The organism is Hyphomonas sp., from assembly GCF_036964145.1.
In the GTDB taxonomy this organism is placed as follows: Bacteria; Pseudomonadota; Alphaproteobacteria; order Caulobacterales; family Hyphomonadaceae; genus Hyphomonas.
Genome location: NZ_JBALUC010000001.1, coordinates 273532 through 291283, shown reverse-complemented (window position 1 = coordinate 291283; position 17752 = coordinate 273532). Strand labels below are relative to the sequence as shown.

The following is a 17752-nucleotide window of genomic DNA, read 5'->3' as shown; positions in this document are numbered from 1 at the left end:
GCGGTCATGCTACCCCGCGCGGCACAAGCTTGAAGCCTGCGCCAGAGGATTTCCCAACATGACAGATGCCGCCACCCGCGGAGCCCCCGTTCGCATTCGCCGCGCCCTGCTTTCCGTGTCCGACAAGACCGGACTGGTCGAGCAAGCCCAGAAGCTCGCAGCCAAGGGCGTCGAACTGGTTTCCACCGGCGGAACATCGAAACTCCTGAAAGAGGCCGGGCTCGACGTGAAAGATGTCGCCGACCTGACCGGCTTCCCGGAAATGATGGATGGCCGCGTCAAGACGCTTCACCCGGCCGTGCATGGCGGGCTGCTCTACCTGCGTGACAATCCTTCCCATGTGAAGGACGCCGAAACCCACGGCATCGGCGCCATCGACCTGATCTACGTCAATCTCTACCCGTTCGAGGCCACAATGGCCTCCGGTGCGGATTTCGACACCTGCATCGAGAATATCGACATTGGTGGCCCGGCCATGCTGCGCGCGGCGGCCAAGAATGGCGCCTTCGTCGCGGTCTGTACCGATGGCGGTGATGTGGATGCCGTGCTCGCCGAGATGGATAGCAATACAGGCGAGGTGAGTGTCGCGCTCTGCCGCAAGCTGGCGGCAAAGACCTATGCCCGTACCGCCGCCTATGATTCCGCGATTTCCAGCTGGTACGCAGAGCAGCTTGGCGAGACCGCGCCGGGTTGGGCGAGTCTCGGCGGCAAGCTCCAGCAATCCCTGCGCTATGGGGAAAACCCGCACCAGAAGGCCGCCTTTTACGTCACCGGCGAGAAGCGCCCCGGCGTGGCAACCGCCAAACAGCTGCAGGGCAAGGAACTGTCCTACAACAATATCAACGACACCGACGCGGCCTATGAACTGATCGGCGAGCTTGGCGATGAGACGCCGGCTGTGGCCATTATCAAGCACGCCAATCCGTGCGGTGTCGCCCAGGGCACAAGCATCATCGACGCCTATCGCGCCGCGCTGGCCTGTGACTCGACCTCTGCCTTTGGCGGCATTGTTGCCCTGAACCGTCCACTGGACGAAGAGACCGCGAAGGAAATTTCGCAGGTATTCACGGAAGTCGTCATCGCCCCTGGCGCAAACGCGGCCGCTGAAGCCGTGTTCGCGAAGAAGAAGAACCTCCGCCTCCTGATCACCGAAGGCCTGCCTGACCCCACCTCTGCTGGCCGGTTCGTCAAGACGGTTGCCGGCGGCTTCCTGATGCAGGACCGGGATTTCGGCCGCATCACCAAGGCCGACCTGAAGATCGTCACCAAGAAGGCGCCAACCGAGCAGGAACTGGAAGACATGCTGTTTGCCTGGCGTGTTGCCAAGCATGTGAAGTCCAACACAATCGTCTATGCGAAAGACGGCGCGACGGTCGGCATTGGTGCGGGGCAGATGAGCCGGATCGACTCCGCGCGCATTGCCGCCCGCAAGGCCGAGGATGCCGCCGAATTGGCTGGCTGGGCCGAGCCAAAGACCAAGGGCTGCGTTGCTGCGTCAGACGCATTCTTTCCGTTCCCGGACGGGCTGCTTCAGGCCGCATCAGCCGGGGCGACGGCAGTTATCCAGCCCGGCGGATCGATCCGTGACGATGAAGTCATTGCAGCGGCCGATGAAGCCGGTCTGGCCATGGTCTTTACCGGCATGCGCCACTTCCGCCACTAGAGAAAAAAGCGCCCTTCGATCACGGTGACGGAACGACCGGTCAGCTTGACCCGGTCGCCCTCCAAATGTGTGCCCAGATAAGCTCCCCGTCCGGGGTGCGCCTGGTGGCATTGCATCACGTCCAAACCGTATTGCGCCTTCATGATCGGCGCCAACATGGCATGCCAGCTACCCGTGGCGGGATCTTCATCGATTCCGCTTCCCGGACCGAAGACACGGCTCGTCACGTCGGCATTATCTCCTCCCGGTGCAAAGCATCCAAAATTCCCAAGGCTCCAACCGGCCTCTTCTACCCCCAGCGGCTTGAGTGCAGCATGATCGACATTCAGGGCGATGACATCCTCCGGCGCATCGAACATGGCCGCATAATAGGCCCCACCCCACGCCTTGACAGGTCGCGACCCTAGCGCGGCCTCGATATCATCCGTTATCGGCAATTCGTAAATCCTGTAGGCAGGCAGGCTCATTTCCAACTGACCATCCTGATGGCGTGTCACGCTCAACCGACCAGACTTCACCGTATCAAAAGCAATTCCATCGCCTGAATAATCAAGATGAGCGTAGATCGCGTGACCTGCAGCCAGGGTGGCGTGTCCGCAGAGCGGGACTTCCATAGTTGGTGTGAACCAGCGAAGCGTCCATACACCCTCCCCTGCCGGAACAATATAGGCCGTCTCGGCGACATTGTTTTCAGCCGCGATCGCCTGCAGCGTCTCGTCAGGCAGAAATTCATCCAGCGGCATGACGCAGGCCTGGTTCCCCTCGAACGGTTTCGAGGCGAACGCGTCAATTTGGTAGAAGGGTAAGGTCGGCATGACAGGGTCTCCCGTGAGAAGACCTGAATGCCATGAGACCGAAATCCGGAAAAACGATGATTTCTGAAGGACCCTTGAGGCGGCCTATTCCTCGTCGAGTACCCAGCCATGATGCACCGGGCCATGACCGGATCCGAAACCCTTGGCCTTGCGGATTGCGTTCAGCAGATAGTCCCGTGCCTGTTCGACGGAGTCTGGAACACTTGTCCCTTGCGCCAGCAGGGCCGCAATGGCGGAGGCCAGTGTGCATCCCGTGCCGTGCGTGGACGTCGTCTCGATCCGCTTGCTTTCAAAAATCCACTCGCCGGTCGTGGTCTGGAGCACATCCGTGATGACATCGCCGCCGATATGCCCGCCCTTCACCAGCGCGCCATTGGCGCCGAGTTCCAGCAGGGCTTCGGCGGCGCGGCGCTGGCCGCTGACTGTTTCGACCGCCTTCCCTGTCAGGACTTCCGCCTCCGGTGCATTCGGCGTCACAAGCCGTGCATTCGGGACGAGTTCAGACCGGATGGCTGCGACGGCCTTGGCATCTACCAGGCGGTCGCCCGAGGTCGCGACCATGACCGGGTCGATGACACGCGGCACGAGCTGCGCGCGTTCCGACAATAGCTCTGCGACCGCTTCGACAAGGGCGGCAGAGCCCAGCATGCCGGTCTTGATGGCGTCGGCGCCAATATCGGCGAGCGTGACCTGCATCTGCCCGAGCACGCCCTCAATGGGCACAGGCCACACGCCATGCACGCCGCGCGTATCCTGCGCCGTGATGGCGGTGATAGCGGTCATGGCGTACCCGCCCAGCAGGGTGACTGCCTTGATATCGGCCTGAATGCCCGCGCCACCGCCGGAATCAGATCCGGCGATGATGAGGACACGGCCCTGAGGACCGTCTGGCGTTGCCATATCGGTTAGACCTTGATGCCAGCCTTTGCTGCGTCGGCCAGGAAGGTTTCGAGGCCCTTGTCGGTCAGCGGATGCTTGACGAGGCCCTTGATGACCGAGGGCGGCATGGTGGCGACGTCAGCGCCAGCCAGGGCCGACAGCTTGACGTGGTTTGCCGTCCGGATCGACGCGGCGAGGATTTCCGTGTCGAACAGATAATTGTCATAGATCTGGCGGATATCGGCGATCAGTTCCATGCCATCGACATTGATGTCGTCGAGACGGCCGATGAACGGAGAGATGAAGGTCGCGCCGGCCTTCGCCGCCAGCAACGCCTGGTTCGCCGAGAAGCACAGCGTCACGTTGACCATGGTGCCATCATCCGACAGCGTCCGGCAGGCCTTCAGGCCTTCGAGCGTCAGCGGAAGCTTTACGGCAACGTTGTCAGCGATCTTCGCCAATTTACGGCCTTCGGAGATCATGCCGTCATAGTCAGTCGCGACGACTTCTGCGCTGACCGGGCCGGGCACGATCTCGCAGATCTCCTTGATAATATCCGCGAACGGGCGGCCCGACTTTGCCACAAGCGACGGGTTGGTGGTGACCCCATCAATCAGGCCGGTCGCTGCCAGCTCAGCGATGTCGCCGGTGTCTGCGGTATCTACGAAGAATTTCATGTTCAGGATCCTGTTTGCCTAGCGCCTCAGATAGACGGGCGACCGATGGATGTATACTTGAATCCACGAGCCGCCATGTCGTCCGGTGAATAGATGTTTCGAAGGTCTACCACAATGTTTGTGCTGAGGGCGGCCTTGATTCTATCGAAGTCCAATGCGCGGAACTGGTCCCATTCGGTGATGATTACCATCGCGTCGGCATCCTGAACCGCGTCATATGCGTTCTTCGCGAATTCGATATCGTTCAGCAGATGGGCTGCTTCGTCCATGGCTTCCGGATCATAGGCCCGGACCTTGGCGCCGGCCGCCTGCAGGGCCGGAATGATGTCGAGGCTCGGCGCGTCGCGCATGTCGTCGGTATTCTGCTTGAAGGCGAGGCCCAGCACACCGATTGTCTTGCCCTTCACGTCCCCACCCATGGCCGCAATCACCTTGTCGGCCATGGCTTTCTTGCGGGCGGCATTTACCTCAACCACTGTATCGACAATCCGCACCGGGGAATTGTAGTCGTTCGCCGTCTTGGTCAGGGCCAGCGTGTCTTTCGGGAAGCAGGAACCGCCATAGCCGGGTCCCGCATTCAGGAATTTCCGGCCGATCCGGCCATCCAGTCCGATGCCACGGGACACTTCCTGAACGTTCGCGCCGACCTTCTCACACAAATCCGCCATCTCGTTGATGAAGGTAATCTTCACGGCGAGGAACGCATTGGCGGCGTATTTGATCAGTTCGGATGTCCGGCGCTCGGTGAACAGGATGGGCGTTTCGTTCAGGAATAGCGGGCGATAGAGCTCCTTCATGACGTCGCGAGCCCGCTCGTCATCCGTTCCGACGACCACGCGGTCCGGAATCTTGAAATCCTTGATTGCCGCGCCTTCGCGCAGGAATTCGGGGTTGGACACCACGGCAAAGTCGCCATCGGGGCGCTTCTTGCGGATAATCTCCTCGACTTCGTCGCCCGTGCCGACCGGAACGGTGGACTTCGTCACGATGACCGTGAAGCCGTCCATGAGTTCGGCGATCTCTTCGGCGGCTGCGTACACGTAGGAGAGGTCAGCATGGCCGTCGCCGCGCCGCGAGGGCGTGCCCACGGCGATAAACACCGCATCGGCATTGCGGATTGCATCCCTGGCTTCCGTCGTGAAGAACAGACGCTCTTCCTTGACGTTTTTCTCGACCAGGCTGTCCAGACCGGGCTCGTAGATCGGCATGATGCCAGCCTCGAGCTTCTCAATCTTGGAAGCATCCCTGTCCACACACGTCACGACGTGGCCGAAATCGGCAAAACAGGCCCCGCTGACAAGGCCGACATAGCCCGTTCCAATCATCGCAACGCGCATGAAAAATCCTCACAAGATACTAGTGTCTTCGCGGCAGGAGGTGCGATTTTTGTGCCAATTGGTCAAGGGGCTGAGTGTGCCATTCTGGCGACGCTGCCAGACGGTACTTCGCACCGCCCCACGCGAGTTGCTGCTAGACGTTTTGCCCGGTTGAGAAAGGATCAGGCCCGCTCCGGACGATACGGACCTGATCATGTTCTAGGCGGTTTCTCCTGCCTCGAAGAGATCAGATTTCCTGATTGTAGGCACCGACTTCCTTATGCTTGCCGAGACGCGGCTTCACTTCCTTGTGGAAGAGGTCCCGCATGTCGTCTTCACTCGTCATGGATTCCACCACGACGACCAGTTCCGGCTTGTTGGAGGACGCCCGCACCAGCACCCAGGACCCATCCTCCAGCGTCACGCGGGCGCCGTTGACCGTGTTCACATCGATCACTTTGCGGCCAAGGATTTCCGTGCCGTTCAGGCCTTCATATTCCGCGACCATCTTGTCGACGATGCCGTATTTGGTTTCGTCGTCACAATGCGGCGACATGGTGAGTGAGGTATAGGCCACGCCCAGTTCGCCCTTGAGGTCTGCCATCGTCTTGCCGGGGTTACGGTCGAGCATTTCGAGCACGGCCTTGGCGGCCACCAGGCCATCATCATATCCAAGGCCAATCGGCTCCCGGAAGAAGAAGTGACCCGACTTTTCAAAGCCGGCCAGCGCGCCCAGTTCGTTGGTGCGGCGTTTGATGTAGGAGTGACCAGTCTTGTAATAATCCACCGTGGCCCCGTTTTCCTGCAGCACGGGGTCAGTCTTGTAGAGACCCGTCGATTTAACATCGACGACGAATTTGGCATTTGGGTGGAGCTTTGAGAGGTCGCGCGCAAGCATCAGGCCGATCTTGTCCGCGAAGATCTCCTCGCCTGTATTGTCCACGACACCACAACGATCACCATCACCATCGAAACCGAGCGCAACATCGGCCCCGGTCTCGCGCAGCACCTCTGCCATCGCGTGCAGCATTTTCGAATCTTCCGGATTCGGATTGTATTTCGGGAAGGTCATATCGAGATTGCAGTCCATCTCGATGACTTCGGCCCCCATCATGCGCAGGGCATCCGGAGCAAAGGCGCCGGCCGTGCCGTTGCCACAGGCGGCAACCACTTTCAGCGGACGGGACAGCTTGGTATCTCCAACGACATCCTTGATGTATTTTTCGCGCAGGCCATCCACGCGGTGATGCGCGCCGCCAGCGCGCGGCTGGAACCCCCCCCCCATGACGATTTCCTTCAGGCGGCCCATCTCGTCCGGGCCGAAGGTCAGCGGACGGTTGGCGCCCATCTTCACGCCGGTCCAGCCATTCTCATTGTGGCTGGCCGTCACCATGGCGCAGCAGGGCACGTCCAGTTCAAACTGGCTCCAATAGACCATTGGCGACAAGGCAAGGCCCACATCGAGGACTTCGCAGCCGCCCTGCACCATGCCGAGGATCAGCGCATTCTTGATCGGTTGGCTGATCGAGCGGAAATCATGGCCCGTCACGACTTTCGGTTCGACGCCCAGTTCGTGGAACAGCGTTGCCATGCCAAGGCCCAGCGCCTGAACGCCGGTAAAATTTAGTTCCGGAGCCTTTTCCTTGCCGATGCCGTTGAACCACCAGCGCGCATCATATTCGCGAAAACCGGTCGGCTTCACCAGCGGCAGAATCTCGAATTCGAGCGTGTTTGGCTTAATGTCAGCCAGCGGTTTGGGCATCATATGCTTACGTCTCCGAAAATGTTGTGCGTCCCTACAACACGAGTGTGTCACTTCGACAAAGAGTATGCAGGTTTCGCGCCACAGGGGAAACCTGCGAGTTTCAAGGGCGGATGCCCCCTGCCCCTGCTCAGGACCGAGTCAGGAACCGGGCGATCCAGCCACCCAAACGCGGATTGTCGAGTGGTTGTTCCAACGATCCGATGGCCATGTCCACAGCTGTTTCCGCCAGCGGACGGCCCTTGCGGATCGTGTAGAGGGCGGCTGAATACTCCGCGTTGAATTCGGGATGACACTGGAACGAGATCGCGTGGGTCTTGCCATAATCTATGCCCGCAAAGGGCGTGAAATCCGACCGCGCCAGCACGCTCGCGCCAGGCGGCAGGGTGACGACCTGATCCTGATGGCTAACCGGGACCGAAATCGTGGCCGGGCAATCCCCCTCCATCCAGTCCGGACAGGATTTCACCTCATAAGTATGCCGGCCGATGCCCCAGCCTTTCGGAGACTTCACGACCTTCCCGCCGAGCGCCTCGGCCATGATCTGGTGACCGAAACAGATACCCACCTGAGGCACACGCGCCGCAGCCACATCGCGAATGAGCTGCATCAGCGGCACGATCCACGGATAGTCATCATAAACGCCGGCGGGTGAGCCCGTGATGAGGATGCCTTCAAGCGAGGCCGGATCCGGCAGCTCCTCGCCCTGGATGACCGAAACCGTCTCGAATTCCATGTCCGGATCGGCGGCAGAGATCAGGCGCCGGAACATTTCCGGATAATCTGCAAAGTCCTGCCGGATGGGCTCGGGGACGAGTCCGGTCTCTATGATGGTGAGTTTCATGTGGGCTCAGTTTGGCAAGGCGTGAGGAGTTGAACGGGTGCTTTGCTGCGCATGGATCCACTCATCAATGCGGGCCTCCAAAACATCAAGCGGCACTGCGCCTTCCGCAAGCGCGACATCATGGAACGCGCGCAAATCGAAATCTTCGCCCAGCGCCTCAGTCGCCCGGGCCCGCAGCTCACGGAATTTGAGCTCCCCGACCTTGTAGGCCACGGCCTGTCCGGGCCAGCCAATATAGCGCGTCACCTCGGTCTGGATGTTCAATGGGGCGAGCGCCGAATTCTCGATGAAGCAGGCCTCTGCCTCGGCGCGCGTCCAGCCATACCAGTGCAGGCCTGTGTCCGCGACAAGGCGGCAGGCGCGCCACATTTCATAGGACAGCGCCCCGAAATGCTCATACGGCGTACGATAGATGCCCGCCTCGCCTGCAATCCGCTCGGCATACAGCCCCCAGCCCTCTCCAAAGGCCGTCGCATAATAATTCTTCCGGAAGTCCGGCTGGTCCGGCATTTCCTGCGCCAGAGCGATCTGCAGATGGTGACCCGGAACCGCCTCATGCGCTGACAGGGCCGGCAGCTCATAGAGTGGCCTCTGGTCGAGGGCATAGGTATTCACAAGGTAAATGCCCATCCGTCCCTCTTCCGGATCGCCAGAGACATAACGCCCGGTCGTATAGCCCGGCGCGATGGCATCCGGCACCGGCTGAACCTCGAAATCGAGTTCCGGGAGTTTACCGAAATAGTCCGGCAGGCTGGCGCGCAGGCGTGCCGAAATTTCTTCGGCGGCCGCCATCAGCTCATCCGCAGACTGGGCGTAGAATTGCGGATCGGTTCGCAGATAGTCGAGGAAGTCCTCGAAGCTGCCTTCAAACCCGATTTCCGCCAAGACGTCTTCCATCTCGCCCCGAATGCGCGCCACTTCTGACTGGCCCAGCAGGTGGATGTCCTCCGGCGAGTACCCCGCCCCGGCCGTATAATGCTCGACTGCGGCGGCATACACGTCCCGCCCCCCTTCCAGACCCGCAATACCCGCGCCCTGGCGCAAATAGGGCCGGTACTCGATCTCAAGGAAGCGCCAGACATCCAGATAGGCTGAGATGGCGCCTGCGGTGGCCTCCCGGCCCTCGGCCTGAAGACGGGCGGCTGTCGCCCGGTCCATATCGTCGGGCAGCGAGGCGAACGGGGCGTATAGCCCGCTCTCGGTCGGGTCATCCATGATCTGTTCCCGAATCTGGTCGATTACGGTCTGCAGCGGGTCCTCATTGGCGGTCCAGCCGGTCTCGATCCCCCGGCGCATGTTTTCGATATTCTCTGCGAAATATCGCGGCACATCATTCAGCCGGGCGATCCAGGCTTCCGCGGCGTCCACGCTGTCCAGGTCTGTCCGCATCGCGGCGAAGACCGGTTCAGCCTGGAACCCCCAGTCGCCAGTGAACGGGATACGCGCCGAATCGGTCTCGGCCCATATGATGTCGGATTTCAGCAGCCGAATCAGGATCGCCTGATCGATGACATGCTCGGTTTCAGCTTTTTGCACATCTTCCAGCAGGGCGCGGGCGGCCTCGGCCTGCGCAGCAATTGTGGCGGGCTTCACATCCGCCCAGCGATCCGGCGCTCGGTTTTCTTCCCTAGCTGCATCTTCAGGACTCACCGCATCCACATAAGCCTCATAGGCAGGAACCAGCGTGTCCAGCGGGTCCGCAGCCGCACTGTGTGCCAGCGCCCCAATGGCCAATGCAAAAAGAAAAGGTTTCATATTGTCGCTCCCAAGCCCTGCGCCGTTGACAGGATCATAGAGAAACCTAGAACCCAAGCGAAAGCGTTCATTGCAGGCAAGCAAGGTCATCCCTCATGACAAGCACTTCCCGGGCAGATCCCCGCCCATTGTCGCCACATCTCCAGATCTGGCGTTTCCACATCACGATGGCCTCGTCCATCACCCACCGCATTACGGGCACAGCCCTGTATTTCGGAACTTTTCTCATCACAGCCTGGATTGTCGCCCTCGCGACCAATGCCGAATGGTATGGCGTGATCGAAACAGTGGTTTCGGCCTGGTATGGCCAGATCATCCTGTTCCTCTGGGCCGTCGCGGTGCTCTTCCATTTCGCAAACGGCATTCGCCACCTGCTCTGGGACGGGCCGCATATCGGCTTTGAGCCGAAGACCGCCAGCACGGTTTCCGTGTTCATCTATCTGTTCGCCATTCTCGGCGCTGCGGCCATCTTCGCCGCCACGACCTGGCTCTAGGAGGCGACTGACATGGCATCACACGACTTCATCACGCCAGCAAAGATGGCTCGCGGGCTCGGTTCGGCCAAGACCGGCACCGAAACCCATATCCGCCAGCGCGTCTCCGCGATTGCGCTGATCTTCCTCGTTCCGTGGTTCGTCTATTCCATCATCAATGCGATGGGCGGTGACCTTGCTGCTGCGCAAGCCTGGGCTGCGAAGCCCTGGAACGCCATCCTGCTGATCCTGACCGCCGGCGCGGCGTTCTTTCACATGCGGATCGGTATGCAGGTCATCATCGAGGACTATATCGCGAAATCAGGAACCAAGTCGGCCCTGCTCATCCTGAACAGCTTTGCGTGCATCGCGCTGTTCGTGACGGTGGCCCTGTCGGTTCTCAAAATCTGGATTGGCGCGGGCGCCTGAGCCTCGCGGGAGAAACACAAAGATGAGCAATTACACCTGGACCGACCATACATATGATGTCGTGGTTGTCGGCGCTGGCGGCTCCGGCCTCCGCGCAGCCCTGGGCGCTGCCCAGGCAGGCCTGAAAACGGCCTGTATCTCGAAAGTCTTCCCCACGCGCTCCCATACCGTGGCGGCGCAGGGCGGGATCGCTGCCTCGCTCGGCAATATGGGCGAAGATGACTGGCGCTGGCACATGTACGACACCGTCAAAGGCTCGGACTGGCTGGGCGATCAGGACGCCATCGAATATCTCTGCCGCGAAGCGCCGGCTGCCGTGTACGAACTCGAGCACTGGGGCATGCCCTTCTCGCGGACCGAGGAAGGCAAGATCTACCAGCGCGCCTTTGGCGGCATGACCCGCGAATTCGGCCAAGGCCCCGTCCAGCGGACCTGCGCCGCAGCCGACCGGACCGGCCACGCCATGCTGCACACGCTGTACGGCCAGTGCGTCAAGGAAGAGACCGAATTCTTCATCGAATATTTCGCGCTCGACCTCATCATGGATGAGGAAGGCGCTTGCCGCGGTGTCACTGCATGGAAGCTGGATGACGGCACGCTGCACCGCTTTCGCGCGCAGAAAGTCGTGCTCGCCACAGGCGGATACGGACGCGCCTTCTTCTCCTGCACCTCGGCCCACACCTGTACGGGCGACGGCAATGCGATGGTGCTGCGCGCCGGCCTGCCGCTGCAGGACATGGAATTCGTGCAATTCCACCCGACCGGCATCTACGGCTCAGGCTGCCTGATTACGGAAGGTTCACGCGGCGAAGGCGGATACCTGACCAATTCCGAAGGCGAACGCTTCATGGAGCGCTATGCGCCCTCTGCGAAGGACCTTGCGTCCCGCGACGTGGTCTCCCGCGCCATGACCATGGAAATCCGCGAAGGTCGCGGTGTCGGCGCGGAGAAGGATCATATCCATCTCCACCTCGAACACCTCGGCGCAGAAGTGCTGGCGGCCCGCCTGCCGGGCATCTCCGAGACGGCGAAAATCTTTGCCGGCGTGGACGTCACCAAGGAGCCAATCCCGGTACTGCCGACGGTTCACTACAATATGGGCGGTATCCCGACCAATTATCACGGCGAAGTGCTGACCAAGAAAAATGGCAATCCGGATTCGGTCGTGCCGGGCCTGATGGCCGTCGGCGAAGCGGCCTGTGTCTCCGTACACGGCGCCAACCGCCTCGGCTCCAACTCGCTGATCGACCTCGTCGTGTTCGGCCGCGCTGCAGGCCAGCGCTGCGGCGCGACCACCGAAGCGGGTGCAACCCAGCCGGAACTGCCGAAAGGCGCCACCGACAGCCACATCGCGCGCTTCGACCGCCTGCGCAACGCCACCGGCGACCAGCCGGTCGCCAAGCTGCGGCTCGAAATGCAGAAGGGCATGCAGAACAATTGCGCCGTCTTCCGGACTGGCGACGTTCTGAAGGATGGCGTCGATGCGATTGAGGAAGTCTACAAGAAGGCGCCAGGCATCGACGTGAAAGATCGCGGCATGGTCTGGAACACAGATCTCGTCGAGGCCCTCGAATTCGACAATCTGATCGCGCAGGCCGCCGTTACGGTGAATTCTGCCGCCAACCGTCAGGAAAGCCGCGGCGCACATGCCCGCGAAGACTTCTCGGAGCGCAATGATGAAACGTGGATGAAACACACGCTCGCCTGGTGCGACGAGGCCGGCAAGGTCACGATCGACTATCGCGAAGTGCACAATTACACGCTTTCGAACGAAATCAGCTACATCGAGCCCAAGGCCCGGGTTTACTAGGACAGTAAGGCAAGCACGACATGGTACAGCTTACCCTCCCCAAAGGTTCCGCGCCGAAAAAAGGCAAGACTTGGCCGAAGCCGCAAGGCGCGACAAACCTTCGCCAGTTCCGGATCTATCGTTACAGCCCTGAAGAGGGCGGCAATCCGCGCTGGGACACCTATTGGGTGGACATGGATCGCGCCGGCACGATGATTCTGGACGTGTTGTTCTACATCAAGAACAATGTCGACCCGACGCTGGCCTTCCGCCGCTCCTGCCGCGAAGGCGTGTGCGGCTCCTGCGCCATGAACATTGCCGGCCAGAACACGATTGCCTGCACCAAGGGCTTCGACGAACTACCGGGCGGCGTCATCACAATTGCCCCCCTGCCTTCGCAGCCGGTGGTAAAAGACCTGATCCCGGACCTCACCAGCTTCTATGCGCAGCACGCCTATGTGCAGCCATACCTGAAGACGGTCACACCGGACCCGGAAAAGGAATGGAAGCAGTCCGAGGAAGACCGTGAAGAGCTGAACGGCCTTTACGAATGCATCCTCTGTGCGTCGTGCACGACGTCTTGCCCGTCCTATTGGTGGAATGGCGACAAGTATCTGGGGCCAGCGGCCCTGCTGCAGGCCTATCGCTGGCTGATCGACAGCCGCGATGAAGCGACCGGCGAACGCCTCGACGATCTTGAGGACCCGTTCAAGCTGTATCGCTGCCACACGATCATGAACTGTGCGCAGGTCTGCCCGAAAGGCCTGAACCCGGCCAAGGCGATCGCCAAGATCAAGCACATGATGGTCGAACGGGTTTCCTGATCCATGAATCCAAATTAGCCTCCATCCCGGGTTGATCCGGATGGGGGCTTTTTTATATGTCGACTTCACCTGACATTGATGTCTTTGGCGAGGCGCCGGAGGGTGAGCACCCCCGCATTGACCTGACAGCCGAGCACAAACCCCGCATTTGGGCCCGCTTCCTGGCCAAATGGATCGATTTTTATCTCTGCCTGATCCCCTCTTTCGTGATCATGATGGGGCTTATCTTCTTGTACAGCTTTGTGGCGACCCTGCTGGCATGGCCGGTGGATGAGACCATCTTCGACGGCTACATCTTGGTGGGCGTCTTTCTCATGTTTCACGCCCTGACCTTCACTGTGCTCGAGGCATTCTGTGTTTCCCAATTCGGAAATACACCCGGCAAGGCCCTGATGGGCATCAGAATACGGAACATTATTGGAAGCCGGCTGTCCTTCCGGTCCAGCCTGAAGCGTTCAGCCCTGGCGATGCTTGCCGGTATGGGGCTCGGCATTCCACTAATTAGCCTGATCACCCAGTTCATTTGCGCACGAACGCTAAGCGAAGATGGTTATGTATTTTGGGACCGCGTGGACAGTCTTCAGTACCAGACCCAAGTGGTTGGTGCTTGGCGTTGGATTTTCGCCCTCGTCATCTACATCGTCTGTCGGACCCTCGACCTTGCCATGAACTACCTCTGAGGTAAGCACTTACCCGTTTGTGCTGAACACCGCTCGCAAGCCCTCCGGCTTTTCCATGCCCTGCAGCCGGTCGATCAATTCATCCACGTCAAATTCCCAGACGGTCGTCGGCGGCATGGGGCGGATGACCTTGCCCCCCAGCGCCTTGAACAGGCCATTGGCCTTGCGGTTTTCCGGCAGGGTTTCGGCCTCCAGCGTAGTTATCCCCCGGGCGCGGCAGGAAAGCGCCACAGAGGCAATCAGGAGGCGGGACAATCCGTGAGCCTGGTATTGATCCAACACACCCAGCGCGAGCTCCGCGCGCGAACAGCCTTCTTCCTGACGAATGGCATGGGCAGCTGCCATCAGCGGCGTGCCATCTTCGCCCGTGTTGAGGATGCCCCAGGCAATGTGCAGATCCCCATCGGCGTCCGCCAGCATGTGCACCACCGCATCCGGCACGGTACTGGCGCCGCTGAAAAAACGTAGATAGCGGGATTCCGGAGACATGGAGCGGAAGATCTGCTGGAATCGCGCCTCATCCTCGAGGCCCACTGGCCTCAGAAGCACGTCCTGGCCGGTGTCGAGGGACACCTGAAGGGGCGCATTGCACATGAAGCTGCCAGCCTCCGTTCTGTTTCTCGCCTCGCAACGGCCCGGGTCCGCCAAGGATTAGGTCATGGCAGAACCCTTCGGACAGAAACTCGTTCCTGACTCGCTGGACAACGGTAGTGTTCAGCAGGCGAAAGGCAAGCCGTTCTGCGAATGCAAAAAGCGCGGCCATTCCTGACCGCGCTTTCTGATTTTGGTGTCGCTTGGTCCGCGATCAGACCGGATTTGGCTCCGGATCGCCGAGACCGCCATCGCCTTTTGGCTTGCGGCGCTTGCCGATCACCGGCACGGCCGAACCGGGCGTCGTGTCGTCATCGCCCAAGTCTGGGCGCGAAGGGGGATTGCCCTTCAGCAATTCGGAAATCTCTGCCCCGGTCAGGGTTTCATATTCCAGCAGGCCTGTGGCAATCGCTTCCCAATCCTTGCGGGATTCAGTCATGATCCGGCGCGCATCATCCATGCCCGTCTGGATCAGTGTGCGCACCTCTTCCTCAATCTTGCGCGAGGTCTCTTCCGAGACATGCGAAGACTGCATCAGCTGCTGGCCGAGGAACACGTCGCCCTGGTCATCGCCATAATCGACCGGGCCGACCGCATCGGCAAAGCCCCATCGGGTGACCATGGCACGGGCGAGACGGGTCGCCTGCTGGATGTCAGAGGCAGCACCTGCCGTGACATTGTCGTCGCCGAATTTCAGCTCTTCCGCCACACGTCCGCCCATCATGATGGCGAGGCGCGAGGTCATCTCGATCTTGGACATGGACAGCTTGTCGTCTTCCGGCAGCTGCATGACCATGCCGAGGGCGCGGCCGCGCGGAATGATCGTTGCCTTGTGCACGGGATCCGCTGCCGGCACCTTTAGCGCCACGACAGCGTGGCCGGCCTCGTGCCAGGCGGTCAGTTCCTTTTCCTTCTCGGACATGACCATGGAGCGGCGTTCCGGCCCCATCAGCACCTTGTCCTTGGCATCCTCGAATTCCTGCATGGCAACGACGCGCTTGCCGCGGCGGGCTGCCAGAAGGGCCGCTTCATTGACGAGATTGGCAAGGTCTGCACCGGAGAAACCGGGCGTACCGCGCGCGATGGTGCGAGCGTCCACATCCTTGGCCAGCGGCACATTGCGCATGTGAACGCGCAGGATTTTCTCGCGGCCGATAATGTCCGGATTGCCCACCGTGACCTGACGGTCGAACCGGCCAGGGCGCAGCAGAGCCGGGTCCAGAACGTCCGGACGGTTGGTGGCCGCGATCAGGATGATGCCTTCATTGGCTTCAAAACCGTCCATTTCGACCAGCAGCTGGTTCAGGGTCTGTTCGCGCTCGTCATTGCCGCCGCCGAGGCCAGCGCCGCGCGAGCGACCGACCGCGTCGATCTCATCAATGAAGATAATGCAGGGGGCAGACCGCTTGGCCTGTTCGAACATGTCACGGACACGGCTGGCGCCGACACCGACAAACATTTCAACAAAGTCCGAGCCGGAAATCGTGAAGAACGGCACGCCCGCTTCGCCGGCAACAGCCCGGGCGAGCAGCGTCTTACCAGTGCCCGGAGGGCCCACCAGCAGCGCACCTTTGGGGATCTTGCCGCCAAGGCGCTGGAATTTGGATGGATCCTGCAGGAATTCGACGATCTCCTGCAGCTCTTCCTTGGCCTCGTCCACGCCGGCGACGTCATCAAACGTCACGCGGCCATGCTTCTCTGTCAGCAGGCGCGCCCGGCTCTTGCCAAAGCTCATTGCGCCGCGACCGCCACCAGACTGCATCTGGCGCATCATGAAGAAGACAAAGCCGACAATCAGCAGGATCGGTAGGATGGAGAAGATCAGCGAGGCGAACGTGTTCTGGCCGCTGTCCGCGTCCACCGTGAACGGCACCTGGTTCTCTTCGAGGAATTGCTGGGTCGTCATGTCGAGCGACCGCAGTTCGCTAACCATGGTCCGGCCATCTGTCGTGGTGACAATGATGCGTTGGTCGCCGAGGGTCGCATCCGCGACCTTCCCGTCTTCAACCAGCTCATAAATGACAGACAGTTTGGCCTTTTCAGCGCGGGCGGCCTGAGGATTTCCACCCATGGCAACGGCCATGCCGATGACCAGAAGGGCAATCGCGCCCCAGATAGCCAAGTTCCTGACGTTCATTTTGCGTATCGCTCCAGATTCCGGTGTTCGCCCGTAAGATAGGAAGTTTATCGCATGAAAACGACTCAAAAGCTCTTAAAATGGCTGTTTTGTCACGTATCGCCGGTATAGAGCGCCCGGATTGCCCCGAAACGGACGCGCGCAAGGGCTGGATCCGCCGCCATACCGGCGATTCCGGGTTCTGCCGACAGCTGCACATTACCGCCCTTGCGATAGATCAGGACGCCGCCCAGCGTGGCCCCTGAAAAGGGCTGATCTGCCATTAGCCTGGCTGCCAAGGGCTGCACCGCATCCCGGCGCGGAGGAACCTCGCGGCCCCCTACGATCTGCAACATCAACCCCAGAGCGCGCTCCAGCCGCTCCGGCGGCAGGCGTGACAAGTCAAGCCGGAAGCCAGCCGTGCCCTCCTGCGCAACGGACTCGGCCATCCAGCGGCCAATCAACCGCTCTTCCAGCACGCGCACGCCTTGCAATTGGTTCTGGCAGGCGAGGATACGTGTTTTCAGACCGCTTTGGCCGCTGAGCAGCCTGCGCACGCGAACCCGCTCATAGGCCGGGTTACGATTGGACGGATCCTCGATCCATCGGATGCCGCGCGCGCTCAAAAAAGCCTGGAGTTCGGCGCGATCGCGCGACAGGATCGGCCGGGCAATCATCACCCCCTGCCCTTCCGGCCAGACCGGGGAGAGCGCGAGGGGCTGCATGCCGGCAAGGCCATACCAAGTCGAGCCCTGGCGCGCGCGCATGAGAAAGGTTTCACATTGATCGTCTGAGGTATGGCCGAGCAGCAGGCGCGTCCCCCTGCGCGCCCGAAGCGCTTCAGCCATCAGGCCATGCCGCGCCCGGCGGGCCAGCGCCTGTTTTGATACAGGCGTCTCCCAGACCAATGTTTCATGAGGGATGCCGAACTGCGCGCAAAGGCTGGCCACATGGCGCGCCTCATCGGCGGCTTCCGGGCGCAGGCGATGATCTACCGTGAAAGCCACAAGCTCGCGACCCGACTGCACGGCCCAGTCATGGGCCAGCACGAGCAAGGCCAGCGAGTCGCTGCCGCCGGAGACCGCAACGCCAACCGGCCCTGAAGCCTTGCCACAGAGCCGGTCAAACGCGTTCATCAT

Annotated in this window: 16 protein-coding genes; 6 read left to right on the top strand and 10 right to left on the bottom strand. The window is 60.9% G+C overall.

Annotation, left to right across the window (positions count from 1 at the left end; all coding sequences use genetic code 11):
- Window positions 1–58: 58 nt before the first annotated feature.
- Entirely contained in the window at window positions 59–1663 is a 1605-nt protein-coding gene (gene purH, locus V7660_RS01500; protein ID WP_335601351.1) for a bifunctional phosphoribosylaminoimidazolecarboxamide formyltransferase/IMP cyclohydrolase, read from the top strand.
- Here purH and V7660_RS01495 read toward each other — a convergent pair.
- The 7 genes from V7660_RS01495 to V7660_RS01465 form a co-directional block, all read right to left on the bottom strand.
- A complete protein-coding gene (locus tag V7660_RS01495) occupies window positions 1660–2478 on the bottom strand; it encodes a PhzF family phenazine biosynthesis protein (RefSeq protein ID WP_335601350.1) in 819 nt (272 codons plus the stop codon). The two genes, purH and V7660_RS01495, sit on opposite strands and share 4 nt — an antisense overlap.
- 84 nt (window positions 2479–2562) lie before the next feature.
- Window positions 2563–3378: a bifunctional hydroxymethylpyrimidine kinase/phosphomethylpyrimidine kinase gene (thiD, locus tag V7660_RS01490; protein ID WP_335601349.1), complete on the bottom strand. Its 816-nt coding sequence runs from the start codon at window positions 3376–3378 to the stop codon at window positions 2563–2565.
- Between the two features lie 5 nt (window positions 3379–3383).
- Entirely contained in the window at window positions 3384–4034 is a 651-nt protein-coding gene (gene fsa, locus V7660_RS01485) for a fructose-6-phosphate aldolase (RefSeq protein WP_290480135.1), read from the bottom strand.
- A 26-nt stretch (window positions 4035–4060) separates the two neighbouring features.
- Entirely contained in the window at window positions 4061–5371 is a 1311-nt protein-coding gene (locus V7660_RS01480; protein ID WP_335601348.1) for a UDP-glucose dehydrogenase family protein, read from the bottom strand.
- A gap of 226 nt (window positions 5372–5597) precedes the next feature.
- Window positions 5598–7112 (bottom strand): phosphomannomutase/phosphoglucomutase, encoded by a 1515-nt coding sequence (locus V7660_RS01475; RefSeq protein ID WP_442910017.1) that lies wholly within the window; start codon window positions 7110–7112, stop codon window positions 5598–5600.
- A 130-nt stretch (window positions 7113–7242) separates the two neighbouring features.
- The gene (locus tag V7660_RS01470; protein WP_335601346.1) at window positions 7243–7956 is read right to left on the bottom strand and encodes a type 1 glutamine amidotransferase; all 714 of its coding nucleotides are present in this window, start codon (window positions 7954–7956) and stop codon (window positions 7243–7245) included.
- Window positions 7957–7962: 6 nt separating this feature from the next.
- Window positions 7963–9711 carry a DUF885 domain-containing protein gene (locus V7660_RS01465; protein ID WP_335601345.1) on the bottom strand — a complete coding sequence of 583 codons (1749 nt, stop codon included), beginning with the start codon at window positions 9709–9711 and terminating at the stop codon, window positions 7963–7965.
- A gap of 95 nt (window positions 9712–9806) precedes the next feature.
- Between V7660_RS01465 and sdhC the strand changes: the two genes are divergently transcribed.
- From sdhC to V7660_RS01440, 5 genes are read left to right on the top strand one after another with little or no spacing between them, the layout of a single operon-like run.
- Complete coding sequence (sdhC, locus tag V7660_RS01460) at window positions 9807–10205, top strand: succinate dehydrogenase, cytochrome b556 subunit (RefSeq protein ID WP_335601344.1); 399 nt, start codon at window positions 9807–9809, stop codon at window positions 10203–10205.
- Window positions 10206–10217: 12 nt separating this feature from the next.
- Window positions 10218–10613: a succinate dehydrogenase, hydrophobic membrane anchor protein gene (sdhD, locus tag V7660_RS01455; protein ID WP_335601343.1), complete on the top strand. Its 396-nt coding sequence runs from the start codon at window positions 10218–10220 to the stop codon at window positions 10611–10613.
- Between the two features lie 22 nt (window positions 10614–10635).
- Window positions 10636–12423 carry a succinate dehydrogenase flavoprotein subunit gene (sdhA, locus tag V7660_RS01450; RefSeq protein ID WP_335601342.1) on the top strand — a complete coding sequence of 596 codons (1788 nt, stop codon included), beginning with the start codon at window positions 10636–10638 and terminating at the stop codon, window positions 12421–12423.
- Window positions 12424–12443: 20 nt separating this feature from the next.
- A complete protein-coding gene (locus V7660_RS01445) occupies window positions 12444–13226 on the top strand; it encodes a succinate dehydrogenase iron-sulfur subunit (RefSeq protein ID WP_034814804.1) in 783 nt (260 codons plus the stop codon).
- Window positions 13227–13282: 56 nt separating this feature from the next.
- Window positions 13283–13906 (top strand): RDD family protein, encoded by a 624-nt coding sequence (locus V7660_RS01440; protein WP_335601341.1) that lies wholly within the window; start codon window positions 13283–13285, stop codon window positions 13904–13906.
- 9 nt (window positions 13907–13915) lie between these two features.
- On the opposite strand, the gene V7660_RS01435 is transcribed toward V7660_RS01440, so the two are convergent.
- The 3 genes from V7660_RS01435 to tilS all read right to left on the bottom strand — a co-directional run bounded on the left by V7660_RS01435 (window position 13916) and on the right by tilS (window position 17752).
- Complete coding sequence (locus tag V7660_RS01435; protein WP_335601340.1) at window positions 13916–14500, bottom strand: GNAT family N-acetyltransferase; 585 nt, start codon at window positions 14498–14500, stop codon at window positions 13916–13918.
- 211 nt (window positions 14501–14711) lie between these two features.
- Window positions 14712–16634 (bottom strand): ATP-dependent zinc metalloprotease FtsH, encoded by a 1923-nt coding sequence (ftsH, locus tag V7660_RS01430; RefSeq protein WP_335601339.1) that lies wholly within the window; start codon window positions 16632–16634, stop codon window positions 14712–14714.
- A gap of 92 nt (window positions 16635–16726) precedes the next feature.
- The gene (gene tilS / locus V7660_RS01425; RefSeq protein WP_335601338.1) at window positions 16727–17752 is read right to left on the bottom strand and encodes a tRNA lysidine(34) synthetase TilS; all 1026 of its coding nucleotides are present in this window, start codon (window positions 17750–17752) and stop codon (window positions 16727–16729) included.